Source organism: Enterococcus sp. 3G6_DIV0642 (assembly GCF_002140635.1).
GTDB classification, from domain to species: Bacteria; Bacillota; Bacilli; order Lactobacillales; family Enterococcaceae; genus Enterococcus_D; species Enterococcus_D casseliflavus.
This window is the reverse complement of sequence record NZ_NGLH01000001.1, coordinates 339,060-361,968: the sequence shown is the minus strand read 5'-3', so window position 1 is coordinate 361,968 and position 22,909 is coordinate 339,060. Positions and strand designations below refer to the sequence as shown.

Genomic DNA, 22,909 nt, shown 5'->3' with positions numbered 1-22,909 from the left:
CGTATACAAACATCGTTAAAATAGTCATCCTATAAAATCGTTGCTTTTTAACAAACTTTCACACATTATAGCACGATGTTTAGAAAATGAAATATTTTTCATAAATTTAATTGATTTTTTAAATTATCAACGTATAATTATTCCTAATAAGTACGTTTATCTTCGTAAAAAGGAGGATTCTTATGAAGTGGCAATCTCAACTCACCGTCAATGATACGCAATACACGTATATTGACTTAGCGAAAATCACCCAAGACTTAGGGGCTGATTTATCTCGCTTGCCCTACTCCATTCGAGTTTTATTGGAAAGTGTTGCTCGTCATCAAGACGAGGAAATTACAGAGGATTATTTACCATTTTTAGCGAACTGGCAGGCAGAAACCCCTACTGGTGTCGTGCCATTCAAACCAGAGCGGGTCGTTTTGCAAGACTTTACTGGGGTACCCGCAGTCGTTGATTTGGCTGCCATGCGGGATGCGATGGTCGCTTTAGGCGGTGCCGCAGAAGACATCAATCCTGAGATTCCCGTCACACTCGTCGTCGACCACTCTGTGCAAGTCGATCAAGCCGGTACTCCTGGGGCGATCGCTTTTAATACGGAGCGGGAATTTGAACGCAATGCAGAACGCTATCAATTCTTGAAATGGGCGCAAGGTTCTTTCGACAATTTCGAAGTCGTACCGCCTGAAACAGGGATCATTCATCAAGTCAACATCGAATCGTTATCTGATGTAATCTTGCAAAAAACACACGAAGATCAGCGACTGCTGTTTCCTGATACATTGCAAGGAACCGATTCTCACACCACGATGATCAACGGCTTGGGGGTTCTCGGTTGGGGGGTTGGCGGTATTGAAGCGGAAGCTGCGATTCTTGGCGAACCTTCTTTCTTCCCTACGCCTGAAGTCATCGGGGTGAAATTTATCAACGAGATGCCTGCAGGTACCACCGCCACCGATTTAGCACTAAAAGTAACTGAAGTGCTGCGGATCGAAAAAGTGGTCGGAAAATTTGTCGAATACTTCGGTCCTGGCTATCGTCATTTAAGTTTAGCTGATCGAGCAACGTTAGCAAACATGGCTCCCGAATATGGTGCGACTTGCGGCTTTTGTCCGATCGATCAAGAGACCTTGAACTACTTAGCAACGACCGGTCGCTCCACCAAGCTGATCGAACTCGTTGCCGCTTACGCCAAAGCCAACCATTTCTTTTATGATGAAGCGATCGTGCCAACCTATACTAAGACGATCACCATCGATCTAGCAGAAGTTCAGCCAGCATTAGCAGGCCCTAAGCGCCCGCAAGATCGGATTTTGCTTCCAGCAGTCCGTCAGGATTTTGAACAATCGGTCACGGCTGCCGTCGGTCCCAAGGGCTTTGGTCTTTCAGAGGACGAATGGCAAAAAGAAGCCAGCGTTACCTGGCCAGATGCTGCACCTGACAAATTAGTGACCGGCGATATCGTCTTGGCGGCGATCACTAGCTGTACGAATACGAGCAATCCCTTCGTCATGCTCTCGGCAGGCTTATTGGCTAAAAAAGCCATTGAAAAAGGTCTGACCGTCTCTCGTACGGTCAAAACCTCCCTTGCACCGGGCTCCCAGATCGTGACCACCTATTTGCAAAACAGTGGTTTGCTGCCGTATTTAGAGCAACTCGGCTTTTATTTGGTGGGCTACGGTTGTACCACCTGTATCGGAAATTCAGGTCCTTTAGAAGCGCAGGTCGCTGAAGCAATTGAGGCAGAAAATCTACTGGTGGCATCGGTTCTGTCAGGCAATCGAAATTTTGAAGGAAGAATCCATCCACAGATCAAAGCCAATTATTTGGCTTCACCGCCATTAGTTGTTGCCTATGCCATCGCTGGCAGCATTCGCAAAGATCTCACAAAAGAACCGTTAGCTATCGTCAATGACGAGCCGGTGTATTTGTCTGATATTTGGCCTAGCAATGAAGAAGTCAATGCTTACGTTCAAGAGTACGTCGGACCAGAAGCATTTCGCGCTGCCTATGAGCATCTTTTTGATGCCAATGAACGCTGGAATGCGATCGAAACCACCACGAGCGCATGTTATGAATGGGAGGAGCAATCCACTTACATCGCTCATCCGCCCTACTTTGAAACATTGACCAAAGAGTTGCCTAAACCAGATGTCTTAGCTGATCTGAAAGTCTTGGCAAAATTGGGTGATTCCGTCACCACTGACCATATTTCTCCTGCTGGCAGCATCAGTATGGATTCTGCAGCTGGAAAATTTTTACAAGAAAAAGAAGTTCCGTATCGTGAATTCAACTCCTTTGGTTCGCGACGCGGCAATCATCAGATTATGATGCGGGGGACTTTCGGCAACATCCGTCTGCAAAACCAGCTAGTGCCTGGCAGTACTGGCAGTGTCACGCATTATTTTCCAACAGGGGAAACCCTGTCGATATTTGACGCAGCTATGAATTACCAAAAAGCTGGTCAAAGCTGTATCATTTTAGCTGGTAAAGATTATGGCATGGGTTCTTCTCGCGACTGGGCCGCCAAAGGAACACAATTGTTAGGCGTTAAAGTCGTCTTAGCAGAAAGCTTCGAACGAATCCATCGCAGCAACTTGGTCATGATGGGGATCATTCCGCTTGAATATCTTGCTGGTGAAAGTGCCGCATCGTTTGATTTGAACGGCAGCGAAACATTCTCGATCGCTTTGCCAGAAGAGCCAGTGGTCAAGCAGCTGATCGAAGTCACTGCGCAACGGATCGACGGAGGGACTGTCTCCTTTATGACCCGCCTGCGCTTTGATGCCCCTGCAGATATTCGCTATTGGAAGCATCAAGGAATTTTACCGATGGTCATTCGAAAAAAAGCTGAATTAGGAGGAACTGCCCATGCCTAACCAAACAACCCATGAAGCAACGACGATCACCATTCCTTACATTGCAGGAGACGGCATCGGTGCCGAGATTTGGCAGGCTGCGCAACCTGTGATTGATGCCGCTGTAAATAAAGCCTATGACAATCAACGCCGCATCGAATGGCTGGAAGTTTTAGCTGGAGAAGCCGCCTTTGAACAGACGGGGGAATGGCTGCCGCAAGCAACCATCGATACGATCAAGGCTCAACAATACGCCTTAAAAGGACCGTTGACTACCCAAATTGGCGAGGGCTTTCGCTCCTTGAATGTCACCTTGCGGCAAACGCTGGATCTTTATGCCTGTGTCAGACCTGTTCGCTATTTTACAGGGGTCCCTTCGCCTTTAAAGCAGCCAGAAAAAACCGATATGGTGATCTTTCGAGAAAATACTGAAGATGTTTATGCTGGTATCGAATTTGCCAAAGACGACGACGCAACGCAGCGTCTGATCCAGACACTGCAAGCAGACTTTGCCGTCAAGGCGATTCGTTTTCCTAAAACTGCCGCTATCGGCATCAAGCCGATCTCTTTAGAAGGTAGTCAGCGCTTGATCGCTGCTGCCATTGAGTATGCGATCGCTCAAAAGCGGCCCACGGTGACACTGGTGCATAAAGGCAATATCATGAAATTTACAGAAGGCGGCTTTAAAAAATGGGGTTATCAGCTTGCAGAGACCACATACGCCGACCAGTGTTTTACAATGAATCAATACAACAAAATCAAAGCAGAAAATGGTTCAAAGGCAGCCGAAGCCGCCCTTGCCTCGGCCAAAGCGGCTGGAAAGATCGTTGTTAACGACGTGATCGCCGACAACTTTTTACAACAGATCCTTTTGTATCCAGAAAAATTCGACGTCATTGCCACTTGTAATTTGAACGGCGACTACATTTCTGATGCACTGGCTGCACAAGTCGGCGGCATCGGGATCGCCCCCGGCGCCAATATCAACTACGCTACTGGGGCAGCCATCTTTGAAGCTACCCACGGAACAGCACCGGATATCGCAGGACTTGGCAAAGCCAATCCCTGTTCACTGCTGCTATCGGCATGCATGCTATTAGAACATTTGAACTGGCCAGAAGCAGCTCAAATCCTAACACAAGCCATTGAACAAGCCTTGCAAAGTCAACACGTCACTGCCGACTTCGCGCAGTTGATGCCAGAAGCGGTCTGTTTAACGACACAAGCGTTTGGTGAACACCTCCTTCAGCTCATCCATTCGTAAACTCAAGCTGTGATTGAGTCGGCATTTGCCTGCTCAACCACAGCTTGATTGCGTTTCCACCTTCTGAGAAACTATACTTAGAGCATGAAAGGGGGAATTCATTTATGAGTGAATTCAACATGAGAAAAATCGGTCAGCAGATCGCTGCCAAACGCAAAGAAAAAAATCTGACCCAAAGCAACTTGGCAGACCAGTTACTTGTCAGCTATCAGGCGGTCAGTAATTGGGAGCGGGGCAACTCACTGCCGGACATTGAAAAATTGCCGCAGCTAGCAGCGATTTTAGACCTATCCATCGATGAGCTGTTAGGAAAGCCAGCAGCTGCGGTGCAACATTATCAAGCAGGAACCGCACAGCCAGAAGAAATCGCCGAACTAGCTCCACTGATCAAACCGCAAGAATTGTCAGCATTGATTCAAGAAGAACCGTTTCAAGAAACTTCTTTAGATCTAGACTTATTGCCTAGGCTAGCACCTCATTTGACCAGCGCAGACTTGCAGCACCTGCTAAATGGTGCCGAGAATATCCCAGAAGAGGTACTGGAAGAACTCCTGCCGTTTTTGAAAAAGCCACAAGTAGAAGAGCTCTTGAAAGGCACCCACTATTCCATGGCTTTTTGGGAAGAGGCGGCGCCCTTTTTACCCCCCAACTTTTTGGCGGGAGAAATCAAAGGCTGGCTTGAAAATCCTGACTTCCGCTTTTCTGAGATTGAAGAACTGCTGCCCTTTTTACCTGCGCCTTATCTGGATGAACTCCTGCTGACCGCCTTGGAACAGCCAAACGTTGCCGCAGCAGAACGCTTGGCTTATGATGAAATCGAAGAACTGCTGCCGTTTCTGACAGAAGCAACGATCTGCCGGCTCGTTCAAGCACTGCCCTTCTCAACAGATGAGCTGGAAGAGATCGCCCCTTTCCTCTCCTCAAAGAACTTGATTGTCCTTTTTAAAAAAGGACACTAAAAAAACAAGATTCTTCTTTACTTTTGGTAAACCACCGTTTATAATTTCGTTAACCAAATAAATTAATTTTAGGTTAACGAAATTATTATTAGAGAGAAGGATTCGATGAAACTATCATTACGTGAACAAATCCATGCCGCTTTATTTGCGATCATTATTGCTGGTCTTTCCCAACTGACGATTCCATTAGGTTTGATCCCATTGACAGGACAAACCTTTGCGATCGGGCTGGCGGTGACTTTCCTCGGCACGCGAACAGGAACGATGGCGATCATCATCTACTTGCTGTTAGGATTGATTGGTTTGCCCGTTTTCGCTGGTTTTTCCAGCGGTGTCGGTGTTTTGTTAGGACCAACTGGTGGCTATTTAGTCGGCTTCCTCTTTAATGGATTGCTTACTGGATTGATCGTAGAAAAAACAGCGTTCCGCTACACAGGAGCAGTGATCGGCAATATTGTCGGTGCGCTGGCAACTTTGTTGTTTGGTACATTATGGCTGAAATGGAGCACGGGCATGGCATGGCCGGCTGCCTTTAACGGTGGCTTTGTTCTGTTTATTATCCCTGGGATCATCAAAGCCGTTGCCGCAGCTTATCTAGGTATCTTTTTAAGAAACCGCTTGGCGCAACCATTGGCTTTACGTTAATAAAAAACACTCGCGTCATATGCAGCGATTTCCATCAGTTAGCTTTTTCGTCTAACTTCTGGAAATCGCCGCATCACGCGAGTGTTCTTTTTTAGTTGTCGATCTCTTCAATCAACAACTGCGGCCAAACTTTCTGCCACTGCTTCATCACTTGGCGTTGTCGATAAACCGCAAGATACTGTTCATTTTGGGCGAAATGCGGTGTTGGTCGCACCCGAAAACTGCAAATATCCTGCCAGCCAAAAGGCGCCATCAATTCAAGCTTGCCTTGATTCATTCGTGCCGCTACCGCTGTACAACGCTCTGGAAACTTCGTTAAAGCATCGAAGGTACTTGTATAAGGCGGCTCCTCGGCAAAATTATGTTGGTGCATCAACGCTTGGTTTCGAACCTCCCAAGGAAATTCGGGAAACGAACGACGCAGTTGCGCTTCGATCGCTGCTGTTTCTTCTATGCTTACAGTCGGATCATAAAACACGACATCAATATCGGTTATTGGCACCTCCGCTATTTTTCCACTGAGAAAACCCCATAAATAATTCCGCAGGTACCCAGCACACAGCCAGCAATCCGACAGCTGCAGCGCTTCAATGATCGTAAGCAGTTGTCGACATTCACGATTTTTTGCAAACAAGTTCTGGATCGCTTGTTCCTTCATTGGCGTCCTCCTCTAATGGGTTCAGGCTAGTTATTTCAAGGTCCAACCACCGTCGATGGGCACGATCGCCCCCTGCAAGTAACTAGCTTGCGGACTGGCTAGAAAAAGGGTCAGTGCTGCAACTTCTTCTGGTTGCGCCCAACGCTTGACTGGCGTCTCTTCTGCTACCCATTGCGCCATTTTTCCGTCACCGGCAAAATCAGCCGCATTCATCGGCGTTTGAATCGCACCTGGCGCGATGCCCTTCACCGAGATCCCTTGATCTGCAACATCCAATGCCAACTGTTTGGTAAACCCGACGATTGCGTGTTTTGCGGTTGTATAGGCGATCCCGCCCCCACCTGCGACCATTCCAGCGATCGACGCCATATTGATGATCGTTCCGCCGCCATTGGCTTGCATCAGCGGCAAAATTTCTTTCGTTAAATAAAACATGCTGGAGACATTGGTTTGAAATATCTCCTCCCACTCCATTGACGTCGTCTCAGCGATCGTACGATAGCCGTCAAGCTTTCCTGCTGTATTTAACAAGACTGTGATACCGCCAAAGTGCGTCACACAAGCTTGGACCGCTGCAAGACAATTTTCTTTCACCGCTAAGTCACAACATGTGCCGAAAAAGCGGGGCTGGGCTAAAAGCGAATCAGGAAACGATTGGCAGTCAACACCAAATACTTGAGCGCCTTCTGCAAGAAACGCCTCTGCTTGCGCTTTACCGATGCCTGAAGCAGCCCCTGTGACAAACACAATCGTTTTGTCATCGATCCACGCTGCCGTCATTCCACGATTTTCCAATCTTCCGCAAGAATGTCGCAAACAGTCGGTGCGAAACTCGAGAATCCCTCATCTGCTGTTTTGATCAAAAAGTAAGGGGTGACTGGGGCATTGTCGTACACTTCGCCTTCAACGAATGTCACATAAAGTTCAAAGCCGCCCCAACCTTCACGAATGATTTTTTTGCCGGCTTTTAATTCTGGTAAGATTTCTTCAAATGTCATGATTTTTCTCCTTTGCGTGTTTCTTCTAATGGTTTAAATTGCTTGGAAATTCAATCACGAAAACAAGCAGGACTCGTTTGCTGCGCTAATACGGCAGCAGCGTGATCGCTTGCGCCAATTCCTCTACAAGATGCGCCGTTTTATAGTCCTCAAATGCCTCATGATGGTTTCGCAGCAGCGTCCGAACTTTCGTTGGAGAATATGCTTCTGCTAAGTGATTTTCCAAAACGAAGCGTCGGGTCAACTGCCATTCATAATAGTAGCCGAAGGGACGGCAATAGTAGCTGGTTCCCGCAAGTTCTTTTTTCTCAAAGCGTCGATGGGTATGCCCAAAGACGACTGCCCGCACATTGGCGTACTGATCGATCACTGCGCCAAAATCAGGCGTCCCCAAAAACGCATTTAGGTGGTTCCAGCGGGCGTACTTGCCGGTCTGCCGCACAATAAACGCTTCTTGGGGCACAAAATGCGTAGAAAGAAGAATTTCTTGGTCTTGCGGCAAATGGGCCAATGTTTCCGCTAAACGCTCATTGATGGCTTGGCTGATCTCCTTGTCCGATCCCTTTCGTTGAATCATGCGGTCATACCAAAACAAATTTTTCAGCCGCAAGATCTCAGCTTCACTGGTCAGATCAGAATATTGGTAGTCATACCAGCCATTGATTCCCAACAGCAGTGTTTTTTCTGATAAGCGATACGTCTGAAAATTAAGAAAGGCGGGATCATCGAAAGCCTCGATCTCTTGTTCCGTCAAGTCCACCATTTCATGATTGCCCCAGTGAAAGGTCGTTGGCACCTGTCGACTTTGAAAAAATGCGACCACGTCTAATAGCCGTTGTTTTTTATTCGCCACATCTCCTGCCAGATGCAGATGGGTCACCTGATTTTGCTGCAAATAATCAGCGATCAGCTGCAGATGGGGATCAAATAATTGGTTGATATCGACGTGCAAGTCGCTAATAACCGCCAGCGTGCCCATCTCAGCGGCCCGCCGTCTGCTTTTCGATCCGTAACAATTGGACATCGTTAGCTAAGATCCCGCTATTTCCCACCAATTGCAACCGTTGATAGGTCGGTTCCACCTGCATCCGAGTCTGTTCTTCTAAATACACCTGAGCCCCTTGCTTCAACCAAATCGTGCCTAAGGGTGTCGTTAAAGGGGTGTCGTAGATCGCCAATCCTTCTTCTGGATAGCTTTGCGGCACGATGATCAGGCGAAAATGGATGTCCAAACGGCAGGTGATCTCCGTTGCAGGAAACGGACCAACGCCGTCTTCAAAATCCAAGTAGAGACGATCACCTGGCTGCACATAAGGGGTTATTTTTTCAATTGCTGCTGGCTCAATGTTCAGTTCCATGACGAGAGCCCTCCTTTACATGATACGTTTTTTCCATTCCTCCAGGGTGATGCCACGCGTGACTTCATCGATGATTTCTTCACCCGATTTGCGGGCAGCTGGGATCGTTGCTTCCAATTTCATCCCAATTTTCTCCATGACCCGTCCAGACTTGGGATTTCGGGCATCATGTCGAGCAAAAATTCGAATCAATTCGAGTGTTTCAAAACCGAAATGCAGCAGTGCCATTGCCGCTTCTGGCATAATCCCTTGCCCCCAATAATCGCGACTCAATGTATAACCGAGCTCAGCGATCTCTTTTTCTGATTCTACCCGCAAATCGATGGTCCCGATCATTTTTCCTGAGTCTTTTTCTTCGATCGCAAATTTTCCTAAGGGTGCAGCAACAAAATACTCGGCGATGCGTAGTTTTGTTTCTTCAACCGACCCATGTCTAGCAAAGACGAAGGTCGTCGTTTCTTCATCATTTGCATAGGCAAACATGTCCGCTGCATCTGCCAAGGAAACAGGACGCAAGAGCAGCCTCGGTGTCTCCAACCGTTGATTTTCTGCTAACAATAGCAAATGTCGTTCTTTTGTTGTCATAGGATCCCTACTTTCTGTCAATACTCTCTCACGATCGCACCCCTCTTTTGCTATTTGCTGGATATGCTATAATAAGCATAAGTAAACGCTTTGAGGAGGATACTTCAATGTCAGACGAATTAGAAAAACGCCTTGATACAGGAATGTATGGGACGCCTCGCGTCAACCCAGATGAACAGCGCAAGTATTTAGGCACGTTTCGTGAACGGTGTTATCTTAGTATGACAGTAACAGAAATGAAGAAGAAGGACAACCAGAAAACGCTCTTGAACGCCTTACCAGATTATCAAGGAGCGCTCGTGCTGCTTAATGGAAAATTGCCAGAATCGATCCAGACCGATTACATCACTTTACTGACCAAGCAACAGATGGAATTTCGGATCGTCTCCGATGCCCAAGATGCCGGTCCAGACAGTATCGGCTTGCTGATTGCTGGGAAAGAAGCCGTCAATGAAGACGTCATCGATATCGAAAAAAAATTCCCTGCAGCTGCCGCTCCATCGGATAAAGAGCAGGAACAACCAGAGAAAACGTCATTTTGGAAACGTCTTTTCCATTAAAAGGAGGAACTATCATGGAACAATCAACACCGCCCTACCTTTCATTAAAGAAAGAACTGCTTGATGCTTTGGATCTGCATATCGATTTGTTAAAAACGGCACCCACGATCGAATTCAGCCATCTAGATGGCGTATTGTTCATGATGCGCAGCTTGGGTTTTATGCTGGATCGCGCTCCGAAAGTACTCCTGCTGGAGGATAAGAATGAAATGAACTTTATGATGTTTCAATATTATAGCCTCCTGTCGGAACTAAAGTACAATCTGGTTTTAAACTTTCCCTACGCCTCGATTCAAGGCGTACCGTTATTGACCTTGATCCAACGTTTTCCTACCACGTATGAAAAAGAAATGAAACAATGGTGGGAAGCCCGAACGGGTCTCAAGGTGGAAGAAACAAAACAAACGATTGAAATCGCTGCTTTTGAATCCTAATAAAAAAACTGCACACTTTGAAAGGAACTCTCCTTCCAAAGTGTGCAGTTCTTTGCTTTTTGTACTTCCATCAGCTCTCGAAGACTTCAGGGAACAACAGTCGTAAAACAGACATAGTTAAGCGTCGGCCTTTCCCGCTGTATGGATAAACGTGCATATGCATCGCTGGGTTGAAATTGGCTTCAATGATTCCATAAGCCCCCGGTTCATTGGCTGGCTTGGTTTTATCTGGAATAATCAGATCGATTCCGCTGATAGATGCTTGTAATGCGGCTACCGCATCGACTGCTACTTGTTTGTAATCATCGTTGAAGTCATCCGTCACATCGATAGAATCACCGCCAGTACTGATATTCGAGTTTTCTCGCAAATAAACGATCTGCCCCTCTTCGGGTACTGAATCCACTTGATACCCTTGCTCTTTTAACATCAGTTGTTCCAGTTCCCCTAATTGGATCAGCTCTAATGGGGTCCGATGATGGGTGCCGCGCAATGGATCGAGATTTTTCTCTGCGACGAGTTCCGTGATCGTGCGCTTGCCGTCACCCACGACATTGGCAGGGATACGTAGTAAAATCGCATCGACTCGCCCATCGATCACGAAGAACCGATATTCCGTCCCTGACAAAAAAGTCTCAACGAGGATCGAATCATCTTCCGCAAAGGCAATGGCGACCGCCGCTTGATAATCCGCTAAAGAGGCACCTTCTTTGAAAATCGAGATACCGATCCCATAATTGGTGGTTTTCGGTTTTACCACAAACCCGCTGTGGGCGATCTGAGGATAAAACGCGATCGCTTCTTCTGCCGAAGCGAATTCAGCACCACCTGGTACATGAAAGCCATTTTCGGCTAAGATTTTTTTAGTGACCGTTTTATTCGCCATGATCAATGGGACGATGTACTGATCCTTACTGGTCATATTGGCATTTTTAACATATTCGATGTGGTCTTTCACGGCTAATTTCAAGAATTGATCCGTTTCATCCAGTACCGTCACTTCGATTCCTTTTTGGATCGCATCAAACAAGAGAATCTGGGTCGACAATTCCATTGCTCGAAAGCCAGCTAATTGATACGGTTTTTCCCAAGCAGCTTGATGATACTTTTGTCCCAGCAATGTTGCTGTCTGCGCTTGACTGGTTGCTTGACTTGCTGAGAAAAGACGTCCCGCGAAGGTTCTTTCTGGTTCAGCCAGCATTTCTGAAAGCTGATCCAAAAATGGTGGATGCGGCAGCTCAAGGGCTTGGGCAAAGTCCATCATTTCAGTAATCAGCGCTTGCGCTTCTTGCTGATAAGTCAAAGGTGCAAGCGGATGTTCTAATGCGACCTGATCATTTTTCTGATTGCCCTCTTCGATCCACGCATCCGCATCGCTGCCTTCTTCTTTTGTACTTAAAAACAATAAGAAGAAATGCAAGAATGCGACTTGCTCTTTGGAAATCCCATAGCGGGCAAAGGGATCGATGTCAATATTTCTTAACTCAATATAACGGATACCCGCTGAGGCTAAATCTGCGACCCGTTTTCCCCCACGTAGACGCACTGGCGCATAAAATTCTTTTTCTTCTGAAAGCTTTCCCGTCTCCACTAAGTTGGCAATATCTGCAAGATAGGTCTCTAACGAAGCGTAAGATACCTTGACGTCTTCGTGATTCGTGTACCCATAGCGGCTATTGCGAATACTACGGACTGGTTCTTGCGGTCCGTTTTCTGTCGTAAAATAATTGGCTTCTGAAGCAGGAGTCGCCCCAAAGAAATACGTCAAAAACCAGCGATAGTGCAAATAATTGCGAGTTACTTTCAAATAAAGTGCCGTTTTAAACGTCTGGAAGCTTTCCTTCGTTTCAGACAAAGCATACAGCTGCTGCAAAAAGTCTTCCGCAAATTCGAAATTGAAATGAATCCCACTGACCATTTGCTTGCGGCGACCATATGTTTTGGCTAAATAGCGGCGGTAGAGCACATCTTCAAATTGGTCTAATTTAGCAATGACGATGTCTTCTTCTTTTTCTGGTAAAGCCGGCGGCATACTCAATGGCCAGAGCATTTCTTCTGCTGACATCGAACGATACGCCACATCATGAATAGCCCCTAAAAAACGGAACAATTCATCCACGGAATCAGCGACGGGCGTAATCAGTTCTAGTTGGTTTTCGGAAAAATCCGTTTGGATATACGGATGGAAGCGTCGATTGCCTAACGTTTTAGGATGATCGGTACCTGCAAACGTCCCATCGAGCCGCACCCGCTGCGCTTCACGCTCAATCCCGTAGCGTCCTTTCAATAAATAGGGAAAAAGCTCTTTATGTGATAACAATGTTTTTATTTTCATTCGACTGCCCTCTATGTTCTTCTACTAATTTTTTTCTCAAATGCTATTTCTTTCCATCTATTATAGTGAAAACTGGTGAAAAATGCAGAAATTTGCTCCTCACTTGTAATATCTCTTACTAAAATTACCAAGAATTTATAAAATACTTGAATAAATTTGATATTTACCTTCAAAATAAAGTATACTGCTTATAGAACAGTAAATTATTATGTCCATATTACTCTTTTTTGAAAGGAAGAATAGTGAATGAAGCCACTTAATCTTACCAAACGCGAACGTCAAATCATGAATATCTTTTGGAATTCAGACAAACCTCTTTCTGCAAATGACATTGCTGTCCAACAGCAAGATCTAAGCAAGAATACCATTCAAGCAGTCGTACGTAAACTAAAAAACCACGACTTATTGAAAGTAGCGGATATCGGCTACAGCGGTACTGTTTTGACTCGGTTGTATTCTCCGAATGTGACCCAAGAAGACTTCTTAGCAGCAGAATTGTCTGATCAATCTTTATTGAATTTGATTACGAACTTTATCGAAACCAATAAAGATATCGATACATTGAACAACTTGGAAAAAATGATCACTGAGCGCCAAGGGGAACTTAAGAAATAATCTTTCCCTACCGTTGAACTCGTTGTATTCTGCCTGATACTTCCCAAAGTTTTTAGACAGTGCAGAAGAAAACGAAGTCTTCAAACTGTTTTTCCTGATTTTTGGCAAAGTCGTGCATCGCTGTACCCACATTTGCCACGCCAAGTGTTCTCAGCTTTACGTCACAAGTCAAGCTCGTGGAAAGAGACGACGCCCCGTTTTCTCTTCCCTTTGATCTCACAAAAGCAACAATAAAGGAGAGCCATGTGTAGGTGTATCACCTAACACAGGGCTCTGTTTTTTTATTCTTTGATCAAGCCTTTGAATAAGCCAACGACAAATTCATTTGGATCAAATGGTTCTAAATCATTGATGCCTTCTCCGAGTCCCACTAATTTGACGGGCAGCCGCAGCTCGTTACGGATCGCCAAGACGATCCCCCCTTTGGCTGTTCCATCAAGTTTGGTTAAGACGAGACCAGAAACATCCGTCGTTTCTTTAAATTGTTTTGCTTGATTCATCGCGTTTTGACCTGTTGTTGCATCCAACACGAGCAGGACTTCATGAGGGGCCGTTGGGTCCACTCGTTGAATGATCCGTTTGATTTTTTCTAGTTCGTTCATCAAATTGACTTTGTTTTGCAAACGACCCGCGGTATCTACTAATAAAACGTCAGCATTTTCTCGTTTTGCGCGCTCCATCGCATCAAACACGACTGCTGCTGGATCGCCTCCTGCATTGCCACGAACGACTTCAACACCAGCTCGTTCACCCCAGACCACTAATTGATCGATGGCACCGGCACGGAAAGTATCCGCTGCAGCCAATAAGACTTTCTTGCCTTCGGCTTTGAATTGGTGGGCTAATTTCCCGATACTGGTGGTTTTTCCAACACCGTTCACGCCAACAAATAAAATGACGGTCAACCCCGACTGCATATTCAACTCGTTGACTTCACCGACACCTGCTTCCCCATATAGGTCAACCAATTTTTCGATGATGACATTTTGGACATCTGCCGTTTTCTTCACATTACGTAGTTTGACTTCTTGTCTCAATGCATCCGCGATCTTCATCGCCGCATCAAAGCCGACGTCTGCGCCGATCAGCGTTTCTTCCACTTCTTCGAAGAAGTCTTCGTCCACCGTACGGAAGTTGGCAAACAATTCGTTCATCCGTTGCCCAAAGGTTTTCCGTGATTTCGTCAATCCTTTGGTGTATTTATCCTGCACACTTTCCATTTCTGGCGCTGGTTGAAGGATTGGTTCAGAAGCTGGTACTTCCTCTGATGGTATATTCTTAGCCACTTCTTCTGGAATACTTGGTGCCTCTTCTCCTTTATTCGCTGTCGTTGCTTCTTGCTGCGGGGACACTTCAGCAGTTTCTTGCTCTGCCTCCAAATCACTGGAGTCGGCGGTTTCTGCAGGTGCCACTGGTTCTGAAGCGCCTTGTTCAGTAGGAGTTTGTGCTGGCTGGCTTTCTTCTGAACGCTGTGCCTCTGGTGAGTCAGCATCGACTAACGGTTTGTCGGTTTCTTGCTCTGCTTCTTTGGTTTCTCCAATCAGCGCTTTTTTGATTTTGTCAAAAAATCCCATCTTACGCACCTCCTTTTAAGACATATTCTTCAATCACTGCTGCCACACCGTCTTCTTGGTTTGAAACGGTGACAACGTCAGCTGCCTCTTTAATGATTGGCACGGCATTGGCCATCGCTACGCCAATCCCTGCATAGCGAATCATCGGCAAGTCATTTTCTTCATCACCGATCGCCATCACTTCTTCTTGCTTGATCCCTAAATCTTGCGCCAATAGGCTGATACCATAGGCTTTGGTGATTCCTTTAGGCATAAATTCCAACAGGTTATTCCGGCTTTTGATGATTTCATATTTCTCGCGGATCTCTGAGGAAATCTCAGGGATCTTAGGATCCAAGACTTCCTGATGGTAGGCGATCACCGCTTTATTATAGAGCATCGATTCATCAAGATCAGCTACGGCAAAAGGACGACAATCCAATAAAGGATTCAACGAGCCATAAATCGATGGATGCGCTGCTGAAGTCGGTAAACTCAAGACGATCTCTTCGGATACCACGTCTAGAGGCAAATTCAAGTCTTCCGCCACTGAAACCAATTCATGGATATCTGCCAGCTGCATCGCTGCTTTTTCAATGATCTCGCCAGTCTCATTTTTTTGAACCAAACCGCCGTTAAAAGTGATGCTATAGTCGCCGGGTTCTTTCAGCGATAATTCTTCTAAATAGGGACGGATCGCCCGCAATGGACGTCCGGTACAAATGACGATTTTTACGCCTTGTGCTTTGGCACGAGCAAGTACCTCTTTGTTGCGAGGAGTCACTTCTTTTTTGTCATTCAATAACGTTCCGTCTAAATCGATCGCAATCAGTTTAATCATACCATTCCTCCTCTATGCTTGATCTGCTGCAAAACTACCGCCTTCACGCACTTCTTCTAAGCGCACGGACACTGTCTTCGACACTCCGGACTCTTGCATGGTCACACCATACAACACATCTGCGGCTTCCATCGTTCCTTTGCGGTGGGTCACGACGATAAACTGCGTATCATTTTGGAAAGCACTCAAGTAATGACCGAAACGAGAGACATTGGCCTCATCCAATGCTGCTTCCACTTCGTCAAGCACACAAAACGGTACTGGACGAACTTGAATAATGGAAAACAATAACGCAATCGCAGTCAGCGCCCGTTCGCCCCCTGATAGCAAGCTGAGGTTTTGCAATTTCTTGCCCGGTGGTTGGGCTTCGATCTCGATCCCCGTGTTCAATAAATCTTTCGGATCTGTTAAGACTAATTCCGCATGACCGCCGCCAAACATATTAGGAAATACTTGTTTGAATTGCAGACGGATCGCATCGAAGACTTCGCCGAAACGGGTTTTGACTTCTTCATCCATTTCAGACATCGTATCAAACAGCTGTGCTTTGGCCGACAGCAGATCATCTCGCTGGCTCGTTAAGAACAAATGCCGTTGATTGACTTGTTCATATTGTTCGATCGCATTTAAATTGACTGGACCAATTTGCTCGATCGCTTGTTTTAGTTCCTGAATGTCGACTTTGGCTTGTTCTGCATCCTCGATTTCAGGGAAATCTTGCGCTGCCTTTTCAAAGGTGAGATTGTATTCTTCTTGTAAATACAACAAACGATTATCCATCACCAATTCTGCGCGATTTTTTTCGATCTCAACTTCGGTTTTTTCTGACAGCTTTTCTTTTTGCGTTAAGTTTTCAGCACTCAGGGCTTCGTCTAATGCGCCGATTTCTTGTTGAACGACTTGACGTTGTTCACGAATCACCGTCAATTCCGCTGTTACCTGCTGCTTGGTTTTTGTGAAGGTTTCAATTCGCTGAAGAATGCTTTCTTCTGAAAACTCATGATCGCTGACGTTGCTTGTCAAGGCAGCTAACTGCCGTTCTAAGGAGAGTTGACGCGCTTCGTTTTCTTCTAATGCTTGATTCGTAGCGGCAATTTTTTGCTGCAAATGGGCCACTTGTTCTTTTTGAACTGCGAAAGCTGCCTGCAAGCGCGCACTTTCTTGTGCTAAGGTTTGGCGTTTTTCCTCGATCAAGTCTTCTTCGGCATTCATTTGATGAATATCTTGGTCGATTTTCGCCAATTGCGCCGCAATATTCTTTTGCTGTTCTTCTAAGCTCGTCTTCTTCTCATCATATTCCTCAAAGAAGGCTTGCACTTCGCGATGTTCAAAATCAAACACTTGCTGCTCTTGCTTCAAGCGGCTCAGGTCATTCTCAAGATTTTGTAAGCGGCTTTGCAGCTCATGCTCCGTCATGCGAGCCTGTTCCCCTTGCGTCCGCAATTCTTCTAGTGCTGTTTGTGCCTCTTTAGTCGCTGCTTCAAAATGCTGGACTTGCTTTTCCGTTTTTAAAAGCCGCTCATCCAGTTGCGCCGCTTGCGCCGTCAATTGTTGCAGCTCATTGCTTTGGCTAAACAAACTACCGGCATTTTTCTTCGTTGCGCCACCCGTCATGGAACCGCCAGCATTCATGACATCCCCTTCTAAGGAAACGACCCGATAGCTATAGTTCAATGCCCGTGCTAACGCATTGGCACTTTGCAAGTCTTCGGCAATCAAGATACTGCCTAACAAGTTATCCGTAATGGTTTGGACGTGTGCGGGCGACTGGACCAATTCGCTGGCAACGCCGATAAATCCAGACACTTGCTTGGCTTGATTGCGGGCATAATCTGGCAAATGACGGGCTTTGATGGTCGTCAACGGCAAGAAGGTTGCACGACCCCCTCGATTTTCTTTCAAATACGTGATGGCTGCTCGCGCATCCCGCTCATTTTCAACGACGACATGCTGTGCAGCGGCGCCTAATGCGGTCTCGATCGCCACGGTATAGTCTTGCGGCACATCGATCAACTCCGCTACTGCGCCAACGATGCCGCTGATCTGCTGTTTATTTTTCAAAATCAAGCGAACCCCTTGATAAAAGCCGCTATAATTTTCTTGAATGTCTTGCAGACTGCGCTGTTTCGCTCGTACCTGCTGCACTTGACTCATTAACTGATACATTTTCTTTTGTTCTTCATCAAAGCGTTTTTTGTTGGTCTGAGCTTTTTCTTGAAGATGGATGTATTGCTTGCGTTGTTCTTCTAAAATCGCTTTAGCCTGCGTCAGCTGCTCTTCCACGATTTGCGCTTCCGTCGTCTTTTCTTTCAACGACGTATTCATTTGCGTCTGCTTGCTTAGCGCCGTTTGATTTTTCGCGGCTTCTTGTTGGTATTGACGCTCCAAGTATTTCAATTCGTTTCCGATCGTTGCCTGCTCCTGCATGGCTTCAACATATTGGCTACGCAACTCTTCAATGATTTCTTTTGCTGAACGTTGGTACTTTTCCTGCTCTTGCTGACACGCCAGCATCGCTGCTTCAACTTCCTGCACACTACGATTCTTTTGTGAAAGCAAGCCGATCAGTTCCGTTTTTTCTTCATTTAAAAGTGTGACCCGCTCTGTGACTTCCTCTAAAGTTTCTTGGTATTCGGCAGAGCTTTTTTGCGTATGCTTTGAACGTTCATCTAAGACTTCTTTTTGCCCTTCGGCTTGCTTCAGTCCTTCGGTGACCTCTAAAAGCTGCTGATTCAAACGCTCCAACGTTTCATCAAAAGCAGTACGTTGTTGCCGCAAAGAATGTAGCGACAGTTCCCCTTGGTTGATCTTTTCGGAAATCTGCGCCAGTTCTTGGTTAAAGGTACTCAGTTGAGCTTTGGCTGTCTCCCACGCTGCTTTTGCTTTCGTGATCTCTAAGACCGCATAGGCCACATCGACCGTCGTCAATTTTTCTTTTAACGCTAAAAAGCGGTTGGCTGCTTCACTTTGGGCTGCCAGAGGCACCAACTGATCTTCTAGTTCATAAATGATATCTTGTAGACGGCTTAAATTGTCTTCCGTTTCAAACAATTTTTGCTCGGCTTTCTTTTTCCGCTGTTTATATTTCAATACCCCCGCCGCTTCTTCAAAAATTCCACGACGGTCTTCTGGTTTGCTGCTGAAAATTGCTTCTACCTTGCCTTGGGAAATGATCGAAAATGATTCTTTCCCCAACCCAGAGTCCATAAACAACTCTTGGATATCCTTTAAGCGGCAAGCTTGTTTATTTAAGAAAAAGTCGCTTTCGCCGGTTCTTCTCAAGCGGCGAGTCACGCTGATCTCACTGTAATCCATCGGCAAGTAATGATCGCTATTGTCTAAAACGATCGTCACTTCCGCTATATTTAGCGCTCTGCGGGTGTCAGAACCTGCAAAAATAACATCAGGCATTTTGCCACCACGTAGATTTTTGGCAGATTGTTCTCCTAAAACCCAACGAATCGCTTCGGTAATATTGCTCTTGCCGCTGCCATTTGGTCCGACGACTGCAGTCACTCGATGTTCGAAATCAATGACTGTGCGGTCGGCAAAGGATTTAAAGCCGGCAATCTCTATTCGTTTTAAATACACTCCGCCAGTCCTCTCTTACTGTTCAAGATCCGCCAAGGCATTCGCAGCGGCGTCCTGTTCTGATAATTTCTTCGATTTTCCTTGTCCTTTTCCGATCAAGGTATCATCGCAATAGACTTCCGTCCAAAAAATCCGTTCATGGGCGGGGCCTGCTTCTTTGATCAAACGATAATTGATGGAAACATCGCCGCCACGCTGCAAGACTTCTTGCAAGCGGGTCTTGTGATCCATCTCATGGGAAAAAGCACCTGCTTTTACTTTTGGAAAAACAACTTTCGTCAAAAAGCCGCTGACACTTTCCAGTCCTTGGTCCAAGTATAACGCACCTAAAAAGGCTTCAAATAGATCACAAAGCAAAGAAGGTCGTTTACGGCCGCCAGAGTTTTCTTCCCCTTTGCCTAGACGAATGTATTCATCGAATCGGCAATCTTTGGCAAACATGGATAAACTGTCTTCGCGAACGATTGCCGCCCGTAGCTTCGTCAGCTTACCTTCGGGCAGATCTGGCAATTCACGATACAAATACCGTGAAACGATCAACTCTAAGACAGCATCGCCCAAAAACTCTAAACGTTCGTTATCTGACAAGTGCAAGTTGCGGTGCTCATTCACATAAGATGAATGCGTAAACGCTTGTTCAAGCAGATCTACATCATGGAACACAATATCAAACTTTTCTTTTAGTTCTTTCGTTAATTGTGTATTCATTTGTCACATTCCTTCATTAGTTTATCGACACTTCCCTATTATACTGGTTTTTGCCGAATTATGAAATGTTTCCTCCAAATTCTTGGAAAGACTGTAATAAAATTTTATTTACTTAATCTTCTCCTGTATAAAAAAGCCTGTTTTCCTAAGATACCCGCAAAAAAACAGGAAAAAAAGACGTCCTGGAAAGGACGTCTTTTCATCGATCATTGATTAACGAGATTCAGCTGTAACTGAAACTGTTGCCCATCTGTTGTGGTCAATGTCATAAGCCCATGAGAAGTCTTTGACACGGTTTGAAACAGGCATTACTTGGTTTCTGTAAAGAGTAGGGATAACAAACGCTTCGTCTGCTGCATACTCTTGCCAAGCATCAAATGCTTCTTTACGTTTTGCATCATCAAATGAATCTTTTGAGTCGATTGCATCTAGAAGTTTTGTATTTTCTTCAGATTCAAAACGAGTGTAGTTGAATGCTGCGTTCGGGCCGTAAAGTCCGCTTGGAGAAGGATCTGAACCAGTTCCCCATGCTGCTTGGAAGACATCGATCTCAGGATCATCGTTTTTCAACTTGTCATAGAAAGCTTGGAAGTCGATCAAGCGACCAGTTGTGTATTGTACATCAAGTCCGATTTCATTCCATTGTTGGATGTAGTAATCAGACAATGGTTGAGCCGTTTCGCCACCTGACATTGAAGCAAAGTTGATGGTTAATTTCTCACCATTTTTGTCTTCACGCATGCCATCGCCATCGACATCTTTGTAGCCAGCATCATCAAGTAATTGATTTGCTTTGTCGATGTTCAATGTGTAGCCTTCTACTTCGGTGTTGTGCAGTGTGCCGAATACTGGTGGGATCAATGTCGTTGCATTTGAACGCAAGCCATTGTAGAAACGGCTTCCGACAGCATCGTTATCGATTGCGTAACCCATTGCTTGACGCAATGATTTATCCGCCATTTTAGACTCAGGGTTGTAGTTTACTTTGTTTTCTTCTTCATTCCAAGTACCTAATTTAAAGCCTAGGTAAGTGTATGCTTGTTCAGGACGACCTAAGATTTGGTAGCCATCTACATCTTTGTAGGTTGGATACGTATCTGTTGGCATTGAATAAACAACGTCATATTGTTTTGCATTCAATCCTTCTACGATTGATGCTGAAGGAACAGCTTTAAATGATAATTTATCCATTTTAGGTGCGCCGCCGTAGTAGTACTCATTCGGTACGTATTCAACAGACTCTCCCGCAACGATATTTGACATTACATAAGGACCAAAGACAACTGGATTTTTACGAACTGGATCGCTTGATTCCATATCTTTGACTTCGATACCTTCAAATGCATGTTTTGGTAGAGCAGATTCATACACTCCGCCACCAGCTTGCAACATACCTGGGTGAACTTCTTTGTATTGGATTTTAACGACTTTGTCACTTTCTTTGGTGATACCAGAAATAGTATCAGCTTTGCCATCATGGTAATCTTCCATACCAACGATATTGGTAAAGTTGTTATCATAGCGGATACCTGTGTAATCTTTATGACCGATTACTTCATAAGAGAAGATCACGTCATCAGCGGTAACATCTTCGCCATCTGACCATTTCAAGTTGTCACGTAATGTGATCGTTGCTGTGTTGTTGTCTTCATCTAACTCAAGATTTGCTGCACCGCCGTCAACGATTTTGAAGTCAGAATCGTATAAGAACAATGTTTCATTACTTGGTTCCATGAAATAACTGTCATAACTGTCTTGATAAAACTCAGGTACGAATAACCCTTGGAACTGCGTATCCATCACTACTGCAACATCCAATGTACCGCCTTCGATTGCTTCTTCATCATTGCTGACTTCGACTGGCATTGTGCTGATATCTTCTGTCTCTGTCGCTGCATTACCGCCACCAGAAGAATCGGTTCCGCCGCCGTTGCTGCCACAAGCTGCCAATGCTAACACTGACAAAAGAGTGACCATACCAAAAATATTTTTCTTCATCCTGTATCCTCCTTGTTTATCCTAGTCGTTGACGCGCATCCGCTGAACGCTTAAATGCTTGACCAACGTAATTGATACTCAACATCAAGACTAAAATTAGAATTGATGCGGGTAACCAGATCCACTGTCTGTTGACCAGCACATCACCGCTGCTGGCATATCCGATCAGTGTTCCCAAACTTGGAACATTGGTCGGCAGACCAAAACCTAAGAATGTTAGTGTCGTTTCAATACCGATATTCGCTGCAAAGTTCATTGTTAAGTTGGTGATGATCAATGAGCTAAGGTTCGGCATGATTTCGCGGAACATGATGACGAAGTCATTGGTTCCGAGGGTTTTCGATGCACTAACATAGTCGCGACGGCCTTCTGAAAGGGTCTTACTTCGGAAGAGCCTTGCTTTTCCGACCCAGTAAAAGGCACTCATGACCCATATAAAGGTCCAAACGTTGTAACGAGGTACGATCGATACGATAACGATAATGATCAACATGATCGGCAAAATCATAACGAAGTCAACAATACGCATCAAAATGTTATCAATGATGCCACCATAGTAACCTGAGATGATCCCTAGTCCGACCCCAACGATCGACGTAATGATCGTGATTGAAAAACCAATCAAGATTGAGTTACGCGCACCGATGATCAATTGTCCCCAAACATCACGGCCACCTTCATCCGCCCCTAAAAGGTAGGTGCCGCCGTTGGGCGAAATCGCGCCGGGTACAGCGTATTTATCAAGGATGCTGACACGCATCACTTGTGATTGGTCGATAACTGCTGAGCCGATAAACACGAACAATAAAACTGCGACTAACAACACTAATGAAAAGATCGCCATTTTATCTTTTAAGAATTCGCGAAAAATCATTTTTAATCCCATAGGCGGGATGCTCTCTTGTTTTAGTACTTTTTCTTTCTTTTCAGACACATTTATCCCCTCCTA

20 protein-coding genes are annotated in these 22,909 nt (G+C 45.5%); 7 read left to right on the top strand and 13 right to left on the bottom strand.

Annotated elements, in window-relative coordinates; all coding sequences use genetic code 11:
• The first annotated feature begins 182 nt into the window (after positions 1-182).
• The 4 genes from acnA (at position 183) to A5878_RS01805 (ending at position 5,726) form a co-directional block, all read left to right on the top strand.
• A complete protein-coding gene (acnA, locus tag A5878_RS01820; protein WP_086294440.1) occupies positions 183-2,879 on the top strand; it encodes an aconitate hydratase AcnA in 2,697 nt (898 codons plus the stop codon).
• Positions 2,872-4,122 (top strand): NADP-dependent isocitrate dehydrogenase, encoded by a 1,251-nt coding sequence (gene icd / locus A5878_RS01815; RefSeq protein ID WP_086294439.1) that lies wholly within the window; start codon positions 2,872-2,874, stop codon positions 4,120-4,122. Before acnA ends, icd begins: the two co-directional genes overlap by 8 nt.
• A 104-nt stretch (positions 4,123-4,226) precedes the next feature.
• On the top strand, positions 4,227-5,081 hold the full coding sequence (locus A5878_RS01810; protein ID WP_086294438.1) for a helix-turn-helix domain-containing protein: 855 nt from the start codon (positions 4,227-4,229) through the stop codon (positions 5,079-5,081).
• A 105-nt stretch (positions 5,082-5,186) separates the two neighbouring features.
• Entirely contained in the window at positions 5,187-5,726 is a 540-nt protein-coding gene (locus A5878_RS01805) for a biotin transporter BioY (protein WP_005227150.1), read from the top strand.
• Between the two features lie 91 nt (positions 5,727-5,817).
• On the opposite strand, the gene A5878_RS01800 is transcribed toward A5878_RS01805, so the two are convergent.
• From A5878_RS01800 to A5878_RS01775, 6 genes are all read right to left on the bottom strand, one after another.
• Positions 5,818-6,384 carry a nucleotidyltransferase family protein gene (locus A5878_RS01800; protein WP_086294437.1) on the bottom strand — a complete coding sequence of 189 codons (567 nt, stop codon included), beginning with the start codon at positions 6,382-6,384 and terminating at the stop codon, positions 5,818-5,820.
• Between the two features lie 30 nt (positions 6,385-6,414).
• Positions 6,415-7,164 (bottom strand): 3-oxoacyl-ACP reductase, encoded by a 750-nt coding sequence (locus tag A5878_RS01795; RefSeq protein ID WP_086294436.1) that lies wholly within the window; start codon positions 7,162-7,164, stop codon positions 6,415-6,417.
• Entirely contained in the window at positions 7,161-7,382 is a 222-nt protein-coding gene (locus A5878_RS01790; RefSeq protein WP_005227147.1) for a DUF2829 domain-containing protein, read from the bottom strand. The genes A5878_RS01795 and A5878_RS01790 overlap by 4 nt, the downstream gene beginning before the upstream one ends.
• A gap of 85 nt (positions 7,383-7,467) precedes the next feature.
• Complete coding sequence (locus tag A5878_RS01785; RefSeq protein WP_074535382.1) at positions 7,468-8,361, bottom strand: metallophosphoesterase; 894 nt, start codon at positions 8,359-8,361, stop codon at positions 7,468-7,470.
• Between the two features lies 1 nt (position 8,362).
• Positions 8,363-8,740 carry an iron-sulfur cluster biosynthesis family protein gene (locus A5878_RS01780; protein ID WP_074535383.1) on the bottom strand — a complete coding sequence of 126 codons (378 nt, stop codon included), beginning with the start codon at positions 8,738-8,740 and terminating at the stop codon, positions 8,363-8,365.
• A 15-nt stretch (positions 8,741-8,755) separates the two neighbouring features.
• Positions 8,756-9,325, bottom strand: a complete 570-nt coding sequence (locus A5878_RS01775) for a GNAT family N-acetyltransferase (protein ID WP_005227144.1) — start codon at positions 9,323-9,325, stop codon at positions 8,756-8,758.
• Between the two features lie 107 nt (positions 9,326-9,432).
• Here A5878_RS01775 and A5878_RS01770 point away from each other — a divergent pair, with 107 nt between their 5' ends.
• The gene (locus A5878_RS01770; RefSeq protein WP_010748630.1) at positions 9,433-9,885 is read left to right on the top strand and encodes a YueI family protein; all 453 of its coding nucleotides are present in this window, start codon (positions 9,433-9,435) and stop codon (positions 9,883-9,885) included.
• Positions 9,886-9,899: 14 nt separating this feature from the next.
• Positions 9,900-10,319 (top strand): hypothetical protein, encoded by a 420-nt coding sequence (locus A5878_RS01765; RefSeq protein ID WP_086294435.1) that lies wholly within the window; start codon positions 9,900-9,902, stop codon positions 10,317-10,319.
• Positions 10,320-10,389: 70 nt separating this feature from the next.
• Here A5878_RS01765 and gshAB read toward each other — a convergent pair whose 3' ends face one another.
• Positions 10,390-12,654, bottom strand: coding sequence for a bifunctional glutamate--cysteine ligase GshA/glutathione synthetase GshB (gene gshAB, locus A5878_RS01760; RefSeq protein WP_086294434.1), 2,265 nt, complete (start codon positions 12,652-12,654; stop codon positions 10,390-10,392).
• 246 nt (positions 12,655-12,900) lie between these two features.
• Here gshAB and A5878_RS01750 point away from each other — a divergent pair, with 246 nt between their 5' ends.
• Positions 12,901-13,269 carry a BlaI/MecI/CopY family transcriptional regulator gene (locus A5878_RS01750; protein ID WP_005227140.1) on the top strand — a complete coding sequence of 123 codons (369 nt, stop codon included), beginning with the start codon at positions 12,901-12,903 and terminating at the stop codon, positions 13,267-13,269.
• 281 nt (positions 13,270-13,550) lie between these two features.
• Here the strand turns inward: A5878_RS01750 and ftsY are convergent, their stop codons facing one another.
• The 6 genes from ftsY to A5878_RS01715 form a co-directional block, all read right to left on the bottom strand.
• Positions 13,551-14,843 (bottom strand): signal recognition particle-docking protein FtsY, encoded by a 1,293-nt coding sequence (gene ftsY / locus A5878_RS01745; RefSeq protein WP_086294433.1) that lies wholly within the window; start codon positions 14,841-14,843, stop codon positions 13,551-13,553.
• 1 nt (position 14,844) lies between these two features.
• Complete coding sequence (locus A5878_RS01740; protein ID WP_005227138.1) at positions 14,845-15,663, bottom strand: Cof-type HAD-IIB family hydrolase; 819 nt, start codon at positions 15,661-15,663, stop codon at positions 14,845-14,847.
• A gap of 12 nt (positions 15,664-15,675) precedes the next feature.
• Entirely contained in the window at positions 15,676-19,254 is a 3,579-nt protein-coding gene (gene smc, locus A5878_RS01735) for a chromosome segregation protein SMC (RefSeq protein WP_086294432.1), read from the bottom strand.
• Between the two features lie 15 nt (positions 19,255-19,269).
• Positions 19,270-19,962, bottom strand: a complete 693-nt coding sequence (gene rnc / locus A5878_RS01730) for a ribonuclease III (RefSeq protein ID WP_005227136.1) — start codon at positions 19,960-19,962, stop codon at positions 19,270-19,272.
• 213 nt (positions 19,963-20,175) lie between these two features.
• A complete protein-coding gene (locus A5878_RS01720; protein ID WP_086294430.1) occupies positions 20,176-21,960 on the bottom strand; it encodes an oligopeptide ABC transporter substrate-binding protein in 1,785 nt (594 codons plus the stop codon).
• Between the two features lie 16 nt (positions 21,961-21,976).
• Complete coding sequence (locus A5878_RS01715) at positions 21,977-22,846, bottom strand: ABC transporter permease (protein ID WP_153883525.1); 870 nt, start codon at positions 22,844-22,846, stop codon at positions 21,977-21,979.
• Positions 22,847-22,909: the final 63 nt, after the last annotated feature.

Bases quoted from the DNA above. Each gene is read 5' to 3' on its own strand.
- A5878_RS01720 (WP_086294430.1), bottom strand. From the start codon at position 21,960: ATGAAGAAAAATATTTTTGGTATGGTCACTCTTTTGTCAGTGTTAGCA.
- A5878_RS01770 (WP_010748630.1), top strand. From the start codon at position 9,433: ATGTCAGACGAATTAGAAAAACGCCTTGATACAGGAATGTATGGGACG.
- A5878_RS01740 (WP_005227138.1), bottom strand. From the start codon at position 15,663: ATGATTAAACTGATTGCGATCGATTTAGACGGAACGTTATTGAATGAC.
- A5878_RS01810 (WP_086294438.1), top strand. From the start codon at position 4,227: ATGAGTGAATTCAACATGAGAAAAATCGGTCAGCAGATCGCTGCCAAA.
- A5878_RS01750 (WP_005227140.1), top strand. From the start codon at position 12,901: ATGAAGCCACTTAATCTTACCAAACGCGAACGTCAAATCATGAATATC.
- rnc (WP_005227136.1), bottom strand. From the start codon at position 19,962: ATGAATACACAATTAACGAAAGAACTAAAAGAAAAGTTTGATATTGTG.
- A5878_RS01790 (WP_005227147.1), bottom strand. From the start codon at position 7,382: ATGACATTTGAAGAAATCTTACCAGAATTAAAAGCCGGCAAAAAAATC.
- A5878_RS01785 (WP_074535382.1), bottom strand. From the start codon at position 8,361: ATGGGCACGCTGGCGGTTATTAGCGACTTGCACGTCGATATCAACCAA.
- acnA (WP_086294440.1), top strand. From the start codon at position 183: ATGAAGTGGCAATCTCAACTCACCGTCAATGATACGCAATACACGTAT.
- A5878_RS01800 (WP_086294437.1), bottom strand. From the start codon at position 6,384: ATGAAGGAACAAGCGATCCAGAACTTGTTTGCAAAAAATCGTGAATGT.
- A5878_RS01805 (WP_005227150.1), top strand. From the start codon at position 5,187: ATGAAACTATCATTACGTGAACAAATCCATGCCGCTTTATTTGCGATC.
- A5878_RS01775 (WP_005227144.1), bottom strand. From the start codon at position 9,325: ATGACAACAAAAGAACGACATTTGCTATTGTTAGCAGAAAATCAACGG.
- A5878_RS01715 (WP_153883525.1), bottom strand. From the start codon at position 22,846: ATGGGATTAAAAATGATTTTTCGCGAATTCTTAAAAGATAAAATGGCG.
- icd (WP_086294439.1), top strand. From the start codon at position 2,872: ATGCCTAACCAAACAACCCATGAAGCAACGACGATCACCATTCCTTAC.
- A5878_RS01795 (WP_086294436.1), bottom strand. From the start codon at position 7,164: ATGACGGCAGCGTGGATCGATGACAAAACGATTGTGTTTGTCACAGGG.
- gshAB (WP_086294434.1), bottom strand. From the start codon at position 12,654: ATGAAAATAAAAACATTGTTATCACATAAAGAGCTTTTTCCCTATTTA.
- ftsY (WP_086294433.1), bottom strand. From the start codon at position 14,843: ATGGGATTTTTTGACAAAATCAAAAAAGCGCTGATTGGAGAAACCAAA.
- A5878_RS01765 (WP_086294435.1), top strand. From the start codon at position 9,900: ATGGAACAATCAACACCGCCCTACCTTTCATTAAAGAAAGAACTGCTT.
- A5878_RS01780 (WP_074535383.1), bottom strand. From the start codon at position 8,740: ATGGAACTGAACATTGAGCCAGCAGCAATTGAAAAAATAACCCCTTAT.